Raw genomic sequence first — 11,444 nt, forward strand, 5'->3', positions numbered from 1 at the left:
AGTCGGTCCCTGATCGGTGGATGGTTGTTGACGGCCCGCCCGGCGCGCGTCTAAGTTAGGTGACCATAAGTAAGGCTCACCTAAATCAGACCGGGGAGGTCGACCAATGCAGGGAACCGACGCCGCCGCGATGGCGGTTCCGTGCGACGCCGAGCGGATCCAGACCGCGTGCCGGCGCGCCCACGAGGGCACGCTGTCGGTCGACGGCTGCGCGCCCGCGGCCGTCGCGATGGTGCATCTCTTAGAGTCCGAGGCCTTCATGGTGGTGCCCGACGATGCCCCGGCCCGCGCGCTCGCCGGACCCGCCCTCGACGGGGTGCCGGCGATGCTCGAACTCGCCGACTGCGCGCCGATCAGCCTCCGCGAGCGCGTGCGATCGCTGATCTGGCTGTCCGGCCGGGTGCACTCGGTGCCCACCGAACTCGAGCGCGAACTGGCGATCGAGATCGCCGGCGACCATCCCGATTCCCGGCTGCTCGACGTCGGACACGGGCACTGCCTGCTCCGGCTGCATCTCGACAACGCGGTGATCGCCACCGCGGCGGGGGCGTCGTCGGTGGATGCCGCGGCCCTCTCCGGCGCGCAGCCGGATCCGTTCTGGGAGTACGAGGGCCAGTGGCTCTCGCACCTCGACGCCGACCACCAGGATCTGGTGTACCGCCTGGCGAGCCGCTTCCCGAAGCACTTGCAGCGCGGTCGTGTCCGGCCGCTCGGCCTGGACCGGTTCGGTATCACCTTCCGCATCGAGACCCCCACCGACGACGCCGACGTGCGCTTGCCGTTCGTGCGGCCGTGCGCCGAAGTGGGCGACCTCTCCGCCGCCCTTCACGAGCTGGTGGTCGAGGCGTGACCAGCACTCTCGGCAACCGGTTCGCGGCGAGCAACGCCCTCGGCTACGACGCCCGGATCGTCAATCTCGTCCCCGGCTATGTGGAACTCCACGAGATCAGTGCGGCGGTCCTCGCCGCGCGCCTGCCCGAACGCGCCCGGGTGCTGGTGGTCGGCGCGGGCACCGGCACCGAGACGCTGGCGCTCGCGCAGGCCAACCCCGGCTGGGAGCTGGTCGGCGTCGACCCGTCACCCGACATGCTCGCCGTGGCCCGGCGCCGCGCCGCGACGGCGGGCCTGAGCGGGGTGCGCTTCCACGAGGGCTACGTCGACGACCTGCCGTCCGGCGAACCGTTCGATGCGGCGGTGAGCCTGCTCGTGATGCACTTCGTCGCCGGGCACGACGCCAAGCGTGACTATCTCGCCGCCATCGCCGGGCGGCTGCGTCCGGGTGCGTCGCTGCTGCTCTGCGACCTGATGGAGCATGACGAGGACGACCTCGACGTGATCGCCGAATACGCCGCCGCCCGCGGGGTGGCGCCGGAGGGGCTGGCCGCGATGCGGGAGCGGTTGCAGACCGACTTCCATCCGCTGGCGGAACCGGAGCTGCGGACGCTCGGTGCGGCGGCCGGCTTCGCGGCGCCGCGGCCGTTCTTCCGGGGCGTCAGTTTCGTGGCGAACGAGCTGCGCCGGTCCTGACCGGCTCGCCGCCCGATTCGGCCGAATGGGTGACGCGCGGTTCGGCGGCCACGTCTTAGGATCACCTCATGCCGTCCGACGAACGAAGATCGGCGCCGTCGTCGGACCCCGACCTGCCGCACGACCACGGTGTCAACGATGTGCGCCTGATCCGCATTCCCGCGCGTACCGCACCGGAGGCCGACGGGGCGACGCGTGTCATGGCGGTGTCGACGCCCACCGCCGCGGGCGACGAGGCCGAGCCGCTGGATCCGCGCGGCGCAGACCGCCCGGATCCGCGGGAGAACCGCGGCCCCGGCCCGGCGATTCCGTCGCCTCCCCGCGAGCCGTCGGTGAACAATCGGCCCACTCCGCCGCCGTCGCAGAACCGGCTTACCCCGCCGCCCGCGCCACAGCGGCCGATCCCGCCCCTGGGCGCCCGGCCGCCGCAGACCGCCTCGGCGGAACCCCGGTCGTCGGCCCGGCCCACTCCACCGTCGGCTCGTCCGGTCACGCCGCCTCCGGCACGTTCGGTCGCACCGCTTCCGCCGCGTCCGGTGCGACGGCCTCCGGTGCCCGCCGCACGTCCGGCCGTGGAACGCCCGCCGACCCGGGTGGCGACCCCGGCAGCGCCGCTCGCCGTGCCCGCACTCCCGGACCCGGTCGCCGCGCCGCCGGTTCCCGTCGCTCCGCCGCCGATTCCGGTCGCGATGCCGTATTCGCTGGCCGATCCGTGGGGGCAGGGGCGGGCGATCGAGACGGCGCTGAAACGTCCGTGGCAGACGACCTTCCTCGCCTGGTGGTGCATCATCGGCGCCGTCGTCGGGGTCCTGACGAGCGTCGCACTTCTCGTGCTGACGATCACCGGTGCGTCGTACTGGTACGACTACGCCTACTACGACTCGTGGCTGGCCGGCTGGGGCACGGTCGTGATGGTGCTCGACATCATCGCCCTGGTGACCACCGGACTTCAGCTGTGGGCGGGACTCCTGCTGCTGCGTGGCTCGCGCGGGGCGTACATCTACTTCACGGTGATCACGATCATCAACCTGGTCACGGTGGGTATCGCGCTGGTGCTCTTGGTCGTGCTCCTCGTGCTGTCCGGTCTCGTCTTGTTCACGGCGGCCGACGGTACGGGCGGTGGCGGTGCCGTGGGACCGAGCGTGGTCCTCGTCGTGGTCTTCCTGGCGCTCGTCCTCGTGGTGCCGATCTTCTTCTCGTATCTGTTGTGGAACCGGAGGACGCGGGAGTATTTCAGTCCGCAGAGCGTGCGGATCCGCGAGCAGTACCGGGACGGGCGCTGACCGGCCGGCGGCGCCCGCCTCTACGCTGACACGAGTGAGCTTCTGGGAGCGGGTGCGTGCGGCCCCCGAACCGGCGGTGCCGGTCGAGATCGATCCGCGTGCACGCCGGGCGCTGATCATCGAGCTGGTGATCGTCGGGACGCTCACCTTCGGCTTTTCCGCGCTGTCCGCTCTCCTCGACCTGCTCGATGCTCAGCTGCGCGGCGGGATCGGCGGTACCACCGTCGCGCTGAATCCGAGCGCGTCGACCGTCGGCGTGATCGACTTCCTGGAGCAGCTGATGCGCACCGGGCGGCTGCTGGCGATCGGCGCGCTCGGCGTCTACCTGCTGTGGCGCGGCGGGATCGCGCTCGGCAAGGTGGGACTGACCCGGCCGGCCCGGCGCGACGTGCCGCCCGGCCTGGCCTTGGCCGCGCTGATCGGGCTGCCCGGACTGGGACTGGTCGCCGTGGCCCGGGCGCTCGGGATCAACGCGCAGCTGGTCGCGAGTTCGACGGACGGACCCTGGTGGCAGTACCTCACGCTGGTGCTGATCGCGATCGGGAACGCGTGGGCCGAGGAGGTGATCGTGGTCGCCTATTTCCTGGTGCGACTGCGCCAGCTCGGCCTCGGCCCGAACGGATCGCTGGCGTGCAGCGCGATCCTGCGCGGCGGCTATCACCTGTACCAGGGCTTCGGCGCGGGTCTGGGCAACGTGGTGATGGGCCTGGTCTTCGGCCGCTGGTATCAGGCCACCGCGCGGGTGTGGCCGTTGGTGATCGCCCACGCGGTGATCGACGTGGTCGCCTTCGTCGGCTATGCCCTGCTCGCCCCGCACCTCGGCTGGCTCACCGGCTGAGAACGACCGTACTGTGACGTAGATTCCGCGGCCGGTGATCCGACCGGGTGCCGACCTGCGCGGATGCCGACTCCGGCGAGCCGGGCCCGGGAACTACGCCACAGTACGGTCAGCCCGAACCGGGATGTGCCTCTGGCGCGGTCTCGCTCCCCGGTCGACCGGTGGTCCCTGGGCGGAGTCGTGGGGCTCAGGCGGCGTGGGCGTGACCTGTTCAGATGCGTGGGGGCTCAACCGGCTCTCAAGCGTGTGCGGGCCCGATCGGTGGTTCCCGAGCGGAGGCGAAGGCCTAGGTGGGGCGCGGTCGGCCGGTCCAGCGACGGCGTGAGCCCTAGGTCGAGGCGCGACGTGGCGGCTCCGGCCCCGGAGGCTGTGCCGGAGTGAGGTGTCGCGGATCTTGCCGGGGTCGAAATCTGTCGCGGATATGTCGACGGATCCGAAAGGATGCGCGACGTCTGTCGGCTGGCGGCAAGATCCGCGACAGATGGAGACCGGGTAGGCGAGCCGGTCGGGTCTGGGGCGTGCCTTCGGAACGGTCTCGCCTTACGGCCCGACCGCTGGACTCTGAGCGATGTGGGCTCGACCAGCCCGGCAGGCGGCGGGCCCGACCAGGCAGTCGAGCCCGCCGCGTGCCGCGGCGGGATCGCTACAGCTTGGCCACGGCGGTCGCCAGCTTCGGGGTGATCTCGTCCAGCGAGAACTTCAGCGACACCGGGGTGCCGGCGGCGAGACCCTTGTTGGCGGGGTCGTCCTCGGGGATCTCCACGGCGCGGCCGTCACGCACGACGGCCAGCGAGTTCAGGCGGGCGTCGTTCTGCAGATCGCTGAACGGCAGGCTGATGGTGGAGAACAGGGCGACGTCGGCGTTGAGGTCGCCCACTCGCTCCACCGGGACGCTGGCGAAGAAGCCGGAGCTCGCCAGCTTGGTGACCGGCGGGTTCTGGACCAGACCGAGACCGGCGAAGATGTCGAAGCGGGCGTCGCCGGCGAGGTAGGCGCCGTACGCGGTGCCGTACTTCACCGCGTTCACGAAGGTCTTGCCGTTCAGCGCGGGGTTGGCGGCCTTCAGACGGTTCGAGGTGGCCTCGGTGTCCGCGATCAGCTTGTCGGCGGCATCCGACTTGCCGAGCGCCTTGCCGATCAGCGCGGTCTGCGTCTTCCAGTTCACCGCGAAGTCGCCGCTGCCTTCGGGGCGGTGACGACCGGCGCGATCTTGGCCAGCCGGTCGGTGACCTTGGGGTCGTCCTTGGCCCGCACGTTGAGGATCAGATCGGGCTTGAGCTCCTCGATCTGCTGGTAGTTGAAGGCGCCCTGGCTCTGCGCGGACAGCAGCGTCGGGGTCACGTCGCCGAACTTGGCGGCGTCCCACGAGCCGACGCCCTTGGTCTCCGGGCCGAAGGCCATCCAATCGTAGAGCGCGACGGGCTTCACCCCGAGTTCTAGGGCGATGCCGCCGTCGGACCAGCCGAGGGCCACCACGCGGGGATTGTCCGGGAGGGAGAACCCCGGATTGGCCGACGGGTCGTTGTAGACGTCCTTCGAGCCGTCGTCGTCGGTCTTGACGCAGGCGGTGAGTGCGAGGAGGAGTGCTGCCAGGAGGCCGAGGAGCGCTCCGAGACGCCGTTTCGACATGGTGGGTCCTTTCCTTGGGGGATTCAGTTGTCTTGGGTGGCAAGAAGATTCGCGGTGTCACCGGGCAGTGAACGGAAGTCGACGGGGCTCTCGGCGAGCGGCACGACCATCGGCGTGCCGGTCTCCGGATCGGGCAGCACTTGCGAGCGGACACCGAAGACGCGCTCGACGAGCGCGGCGTCGAGGATGTCGGCGGGCGCCCCGCTGGCGATGATCGCGCCGCTGCGCATCGCGATCAGGTGGGTGCCGAAGCGAGCCGCCTGGTTGAGGTCGTGCAGGACCGCGACCAGTGTCTTACCGGCCGCGTTGAGCTCCGCGCAGAGTTGCAGCACTTCCAGCTGGTGGGCCAGATCGAGGTAGGTCGTCGGCTCGTCGAGCAGCAGGATCGGGGTCTCCTGGGCGAGCGCCATCGCGATCCAGACGCGTTGCCGCTGACCGCCGGACAGCGCCTCGACGGTGCGGGTCGACAGCTCGGTCAGCCGGGTCGCGGCGAGCGCCTGGTCGACGGCGCGCTGGTCGTCGTCGGTCCACTGCTGGAACATCGACTGGTAGGGGAAGCGGCCGCGTGACACCAGGTCGATCACCGTGATGCCCTCGGGTGCGAGGGACTGCTGCGGCAGCAGACCGATCTCCCGGGCGAAGGCCTTGCCTTTGAACGAGCCCACCGGACGCCCGTCGAGCAGCACTTCGCCGGCGGCCGGTTTGAGCAGCCGGGAGAGCGAACGGAGCAGCGTCGACTTGCCGCACGCGTTGGGTCCGACGATCACCGTGAACGAGCCGTCCGGGATCACCGCGTCGAGGTTTTCGATGATGACGCGGTCGCCGTAGCCGACGCGCAGTCCGGAGACGGTGAGCCGGGCCGGGGTCGACCGGTTCGCGGGCGGGCTCGAGGGTGGCTGGGCGGGCGGATTCACAGTCGGGCCTTTCGTGCCTGGGCCATGAGGAGGAACAGCAGGTAGACGCCGCCGAGCGCGGTGGTCACCACACCCACCGGCAATTGAGTGGTGGGGGCCAGCACGGTGCGGGCGATGGCATCGCTGGACACCAGCAGGGTGGCCCCGACGGCCGCCGAGGTGACCAGCGGGATACCGGCGCTCGGGGTGAGCCGCGCGGCCAGCTGCGGGGCGACCAGGGCGACGAAGGCGATGGGGCCGGCGACCGAGGTCGTCGCCGCGGCGAAGCCGACACCCACGACCAGCAGCAGTAGTTCGGTGCGCCCGGTGTTGACGCCCTTGCTCTGTGCCGAGTCGGCGCCGAGCTCGAACATCCGCATCCGGGGCGTCACGACGGCGAGCACGGGAAGCAGGATCGCCAGGACGACGAACACCGGAACGGTCTCGCTCATGGTCAGATCGCGCAGGTTGCCCATGCCCCAGGCCGCCGCCGACCCGGCGTTCTGTACGTCGGCGGTGGCGACCAGGTAGCCGTTGAACGAGACCAGCATCGCCGAGATGCCGATGCCGACGACGATGAACCGGTAGTTCCCGGTACCGCCGCGCATGCCGAGGAAGTAGACGGCGACGCCGGTGGCCAGACACCCGATCAGCGCGCCGACCGTGGTCCCGGCGCTGCCCAGCCCGAAGACCAGCATGGCGACCAGCGCGCCGGTGTAGGCGCCGGTGGTGAAGCCGATGATGTCGGGGCTGCCGAGGGGATTGCGGGTGACGGTCTGGAAGATCGCACCGGACAGTGCGAGGGAGATGCCGCCGAGCACCGCGACGATCACCGCGGGGGCGGCGGCGACCACGCGATCGGCCGCCGATCCGCTCTGCAGGCCCGCGAGCACGCGGAAGATCTCGCCGAGGCCGAGGTTCGGCGACGACGTGGTCGAGATCCCCAGCGACCAGAGCGCGATCAGTGCGGTCGCGACCACCAGCACGACGGTCACCGCGGTGGCGAGCAGATCGATCTTGAGGCTGACCGGGCCGAGCCGGAGGAACCGGATGCGGCGCGGCCAGGGCGCCGGGGGCGGGGCGGTGGTCTCGACGTCGCTCGACCGGCTTCGGGAGGTCGTCACAGGCTCGGCCCCTGATCCTTGCGGGCGAGCCAGATCAGGACGGGCGCACCGAGGAACGCGGTCACCATGCCGACCGGAAGCTCGCTCGGGGTGGCGACCCGGGCGATGAGGTCCGAGGCGACCATGATGATCGGGCCGCCGATCATCGACACCGGCACCACCCAGCGGTTGTCCGGGCCGAGCAGCATGCGCACGGCGTGCGGCACCATCAGCCCGACGAAGGTGATCGGCCCGACGGCGGCGGTCGCCGCGCCGCAGAGCAGGGTGACGGCCACGAAGCCGATCGCGCGGACGGCGGTGACCGGGACACCGAGGGCACTGGCACGATCGTCGCCCAGCGCCAGCGCGTTGAGATAGCCGACGAGGGCCACCGAGACGACGAGACCGGCGAGCACCGGGATCCAGGCGATCGTCAGCTGATCCCAGCCGCGGCCGTCGAGCGTGCCGATCAGCAGGCCCCGGATGGCGTCGAACGTGCTCGGATGGATCATCGTCAGCGCGAAGGCGAGTCCGCTCAGCATGGCGGCGAGTGCGACGCCGGTGAGCACCAGCTTGGCCGGACTGGCGCCTCCGGGTCCGCGGGAGCCCACGAAGTAGACCAGGCCGGACGCGGCGAACGCGCCGAGCAGTGCCCACCACGTGTAGCTCGCACCCGCCGCGCCGAAGGCGACCGAGCCGACCACCATGGCGAAGTAGGCGCCGGCGTTGACGCCGAGGATGCCGGGGTCGGCGAGCGGATTGCGGGTCAGTCCCTGCATCACGGCGCCTGCCACACCGAGGGCGGCACCGACCACCGCGCAGAGCAGGGTGCGGGGCACGCGGTCGTCGCGGATGATGATGACGTCGGTCGGATCACCGTGTCCCCACAGCGCGTTCCAGGCCTGACCCGCGGTGATGTCGCCGCTGCCGACGAAGAGCCCGACCAGCAGCAGGAGTACGAGGAGGGCGAGCAGGCCGCCGATCACGGTGGCGCGGGTCAGCGCCCCGCGGCGCGGCGCCCGATCCGGTGGGGCGGGCGCCGGGGCAGGAGCGACTGCTTGGGTCACGTCGTCCCTTCTGTGTCGAGGGACCCGCGGCCCCACTATTTCAGTGAGCCTAGCCTTACTCGGGGTGGGGAGGGAATGGTTCGGCGGTGTGTTCGCGGCCCGGGGATTAGGGTCGGCGGCATGGAGGAAGTGCGGCTCAGCGAACACGTCGTGGTACTTCGAGGCAGCGGCGGTGGCGCGTACCCGCACGGCAATCCGCTCCGGGTCACCGGCGGCCAGACGACGGTCCAGCTCGATTCGTCACTGGACTGCACCCGGTGGCCGGCCGATCTGCTGCTCCTCAGCCACTACCACGAGGATCACGTGGTCGGCCTGGGCGAGACCGATGTCCCGGTCGCGGTCCACCACCGGGACCTGCCCGCTGTGGCCGACTGGGACACCTTCCGCCGCTACATGAACGTGCCCGACGGTCTTGTCGGCGAGGAGCTGCGACGGGAATTCCGCTGGTCCCCGCTCACCCGGGCCACCGCGTTCGACGACGACGAGGTGATCGACGTCGGCGGCGGGGTGACCATTCGCGTGGTGCCGCTGCCGGGTCACACCGGCGGCCACTGCGGGTTCTTCATCGAACCGGACGGGGTGTTCTTCCTGGCCGACGTCGATCTGATGTCGTTCGGGCCGGTCTACGCCGACCTCGATTCGCGGTTGCCCGAGGTGCGGGCGTCGCTGGCCCGATGTGCCGAGATCGACGCGGCCGTCTACGCGACCTTCCACCACAAGGGCCCGTACCTCGATCGGGCGGACTACCTGCGGGATCTGGCCGCGCACACCGCGGCGCTCGGCGCCCGCGAGGACCGTATCCGGGCACTGCTCGACGAGGGTCACACGACGGCCGGGGAGATGCTGGGCCGCGGTGTCGTGTACCGGGTCGGGGGCCGTCGTCCCTGGTACGCCGACGCGGTCGAGGAGGCCACGATCGAGCGGCACCTCGCCGAGATGGGCTGAGCCGGGGTGTCCGGTTCGCGCGGTTGGTAGGTTGAAGCACGATTCGCCGGGATGTTCGGTCGCGCCGTCCCGGCAGTGAGGAGCCGTACCGTGTCGTTTCCCGCTGGACCGGGGTGGTCGTACGGCCCGCCGGGACCGATGCCGCGCGGACCGGTCCCACCGGTACCGCCGTCGCCGGGCCCGCTGCGGCGGCTCGATGTGGCCGGCTCGCCCAAGCTTCAGCTGGTGCTCGGAATCGTGACGGCGGCGCTGGGCGTGCTGCTGATCCTGCTGCCGCTGGGCAGCTGGTTCGACGGTGAGCTGATCTCCAAAGACACCGACGACCGCGGCACCGTCTCGATCTCGGTCAGTGGCTGGGGCTCGGCCACCGCCGAGATCACCGGCACCTCCGACAGCCGGGAGCGGTTGCGGGAAGACCAGGCCGACATCCGGTCGGCGCTCGAGAGCTGGTCGGGCGCGGCCCCCGGCGTCACGCTGCTGGTGCTGGGGCTGGTGGTCGTCGCGGCGGGTGGACTGATCGCGTGGGGCCTGCGGCCGGCGATCGCCACGCTGATCGGCGGGGCCGCCGGTGTGAGTGTGCTGATCGCGACCGCGGTGTTCATGTCCGACCCGGCCGGGGCGGTCGCCGTACAGCCGTTTCCCGGCACCGCCGTGGTGGATCGGGCTGACGCGTCGACGTACGCGGACTACGTCACGCCGACGAAGGCCGTCGGGGAGGCCGACGGCGTGCTCAGGCGCAACATGTACGTCGATCAGAGCGCTGGCTGGGCGCTGATCTTCGCGCTGATCGTGTCGCTGGCGCTGCTCGCGGTGGCCGGATACGCGCTGTACAACGGGGTCTTCGCCCGTCCGCGCGCGCAGGCTCCGGTGCCGCCCGTTCCCGGCGGATACGGGCCGGGCGTGACGATGCCGGGTGCGCCGCTGCCCGGAACGACGATGCCGGGCTCGCCCCGCCCGTGGGCGCCCCCGCCGACGGGGCAGTATCCGCCGACCGGGCAGTACCCGCCGACCGGGCGGTATCCGTCGCCGCGCTCGCCGGGCGGCGTGACCCCGCCGCCGGGCTGGGGTCCGATGCCCCCGGGCCGCGGCTGACCAGGTGCCGCGGGGCCGGGCTGATCCGGCCCGGTTCCGGAGGAACAGCGAGACGAGTTCGATGCTCGCGGAATGGTGCGCGGAGGAGTAAACCGGGCATATGCGGAGATACGTGGCGGTGCTGGCTGCCGGAGCGAGTGCGACGGTGCTGTTGGCCGGCTGCGGTGACGACGATGGGCGATCGAGCCAGGCCAGCGGTTCGCCGGTGGCTCCGGTGTCCACCGCGACCACGACCCGCACCGTCACGAGCGTCGAGACCCTGACGCCGACGGTGGGGGAGCCGTTGCCGACCGGCGCGCTGCCGCAATCCCGGGCGGCCTCCGGCGATGCCCGGCTCTCGGTGACCGATGTCCGGGTGGGACGTCATGACGGTTTCGATCGCGTGGTCTTCGAACTCGGTGGTCGTGGCACGCCGGGGTGGCGGGCGTCGTTCACCGACGACCCGCGCCGGCCCGGAAGCGGCGACCCCGTCGAGGTGCCCGGAAGGACCGTGATCGCGCTGACGATCCTCGGTCTGGGCTACCCGGCCGACACCGGTGTTCCCGCGTACGCCGGGCCGAACCCGGTCACCGGCACCGGCGGAATCACCCGCGTCACGTTGACCGGGGTCTTCGAGGGGCAGGCCGACGCGTTCATCGGGGTGGCCGCGGACCGCCCGGGGGTGCGGATCACCACGCTGAGCGGTCCCACGCGGCTCGTCGTCGACATCGCTCGCTGAGATCAGGCCGGACCACCGGCGGGTGCGGCCGGAGCGGTCAGGTCGCCTCGCCGGGCGGCGTCACCCCGCCCGCGGGATGGAACCCGCTGCTCCCGAACGTCGGCTGAGCGGGCCGGCGTGATCTGTCGCGGACCTTGTCGGGCCGAAATCGGTAGCGACTTGGACGGTGGATCCGGCAAGATCCGCGACGTCTGCTGACCGGCGACAGGATCCGCGACATTTCGCGGCCGGGCGGGTCACCTTCGCTCGGGGACCGGCTGAAAGGGTCGTTTCGACACGGACGGCCCTAGCGGGCCGCCCGGCTCAACGGGCTGCGGAGGCGGGCCCACGGCTCAAGTGGCTGCGGTGG

General features: G+C 71.4%; 12 protein-coding genes. 7 read left to right on the top strand and 5 right to left on the bottom strand.

Annotated features, from left to right (window positions below; all coding sequences use genetic code 11):
* The first annotated feature begins 106 nt into the window (after positions 1-106).
* The 4 genes from MYK68_RS00620 (at position 107) to MYK68_RS00635 (ending at position 3,648) form a co-directional block, all read left to right on the top strand.
* A complete protein-coding gene (locus MYK68_RS00620; protein WP_247865705.1) occupies positions 107-850 on the top strand; it encodes a DUF2470 domain-containing protein in 744 nt (247 codons plus the stop codon).
* Positions 847-1,527, top strand: a complete 681-nt coding sequence (locus MYK68_RS00625; protein WP_247865706.1) for a class I SAM-dependent methyltransferase — start codon at positions 847-849, stop codon at positions 1,525-1,527. The genes MYK68_RS00620 and MYK68_RS00625 overlap by 4 nt, the downstream gene beginning before the upstream one ends.
* A 68-nt stretch (positions 1,528-1,595) precedes the next feature.
* Positions 1,596-2,810 carry a hypothetical protein gene (locus MYK68_RS00630; protein ID WP_247865707.1) on the top strand — a complete coding sequence of 405 codons (1,215 nt, stop codon included), beginning with the start codon at positions 1,596-1,598 and terminating at the stop codon, positions 2,808-2,810.
* 34 nt (positions 2,811-2,844) lie between these two features.
* Complete coding sequence (locus MYK68_RS00635) at positions 2,845-3,648, top strand: CPBP family intramembrane glutamic endopeptidase (RefSeq protein WP_247865708.1); 804 nt, start codon at positions 2,845-2,847, stop codon at positions 3,646-3,648.
* 643 nt (positions 3,649-4,291) lie between these two features.
* On the opposite strand, the gene MYK68_RS00640 is transcribed toward MYK68_RS00635, so the two are convergent.
* From MYK68_RS00640 to MYK68_RS00660, 5 genes are read right to left on the bottom strand one after another with little or no spacing between them, the layout of a single operon-like run.
* Complete coding sequence (locus MYK68_RS00640; protein WP_247865709.1) at positions 4,292-4,813, bottom strand: TroA family protein; 522 nt, start codon at positions 4,811-4,813, stop codon at positions 4,292-4,294.
* Complete coding sequence (locus tag MYK68_RS00645) at positions 4,810-5,277, bottom strand: TroA family protein (RefSeq protein WP_247865710.1); 468 nt, start codon at positions 5,275-5,277, stop codon at positions 4,810-4,812. The genes MYK68_RS00640 and MYK68_RS00645 overlap by 4 nt, the downstream gene beginning before the upstream one ends.
* Positions 5,278-5,300: 23 nt before the next feature.
* On the bottom strand, positions 5,301-6,191 hold the full coding sequence (locus tag MYK68_RS00650) for an ABC transporter ATP-binding protein (RefSeq protein WP_502798291.1): 891 nt from the start codon (positions 6,189-6,191) through the stop codon (positions 5,301-5,303).
* Entirely contained in the window at positions 6,188-7,294 is a 1,107-nt protein-coding gene (locus MYK68_RS00655; protein WP_247865711.1) for a FecCD family ABC transporter permease, read from the bottom strand. The genes MYK68_RS00650 and MYK68_RS00655 overlap by 4 nt, the downstream gene beginning before the upstream one ends.
* Positions 7,291-8,340 carry a FecCD family ABC transporter permease gene (locus MYK68_RS00660; protein ID WP_247865712.1) on the bottom strand — a complete coding sequence of 350 codons (1,050 nt, stop codon included), beginning with the start codon at positions 8,338-8,340 and terminating at the stop codon, positions 7,291-7,293. Before MYK68_RS00660 ends, MYK68_RS00655 begins: the two co-directional genes overlap by 4 nt.
* 120 nt (positions 8,341-8,460) lie before the next feature.
* Between MYK68_RS00660 and MYK68_RS00665 the strand changes: the two genes are divergently transcribed.
* From MYK68_RS00665 to MYK68_RS00675, 3 genes are all read left to right on the top strand, one after another.
* Positions 8,461-9,285 carry an MBL fold metallo-hydrolase gene (locus MYK68_RS00665; RefSeq protein WP_247865713.1) on the top strand — a complete coding sequence of 275 codons (825 nt, stop codon included), beginning with the start codon at positions 8,461-8,463 and terminating at the stop codon, positions 9,283-9,285.
* A gap of 90 nt (positions 9,286-9,375) precedes the next feature.
* A complete protein-coding gene (locus MYK68_RS00670; protein ID WP_247865714.1) occupies positions 9,376-10,377 on the top strand; it encodes a hypothetical protein in 1,002 nt (333 codons plus the stop codon).
* A 100-nt stretch (positions 10,378-10,477) separates the two neighbouring features.
* Entirely contained in the window at positions 10,478-11,095 is a 618-nt protein-coding gene (locus tag MYK68_RS00675; RefSeq protein WP_247865715.1) for an AMIN-like domain-containing (lipo)protein, read from the top strand.
* Positions 11,096-11,444: the final 349 nt, after the last annotated feature.

The organism is Gordonia sp. PP30, from assembly GCF_023100845.1.
In the GTDB taxonomy this organism is placed as follows: Bacteria; Actinomycetota; Actinomycetes; order Mycobacteriales; family Mycobacteriaceae; genus Gordonia.

Bases quoted from the DNA above. Each gene is read 5' to 3' on its own strand.
- MYK68_RS00620 (WP_247865705.1), top strand. From the start codon at position 107: ATGCAGGGAACCGACGCCGCCGCGATGGCGGTTCCGTGCGACGCCGAG.
- MYK68_RS00630 (WP_247865707.1), top strand. From the start codon at position 1,596: ATGCCGTCCGACGAACGAAGATCGGCGCCGTCGTCGGACCCCGACCTG.
- MYK68_RS00645 (WP_247865710.1), bottom strand. From the start codon at position 5,277: ATGTCGAAACGGCGTCTCGGAGCGCTCCTCGGCCTCCTGGCAGCACTC.
- MYK68_RS00665 (WP_247865713.1), top strand. From the start codon at position 8,461: ATGGAGGAAGTGCGGCTCAGCGAACACGTCGTGGTACTTCGAGGCAGC.
- MYK68_RS00675 (WP_247865715.1), top strand. From the start codon at position 10,478: ATGCGGAGATACGTGGCGGTGCTGGCTGCCGGAGCGAGTGCGACGGTG.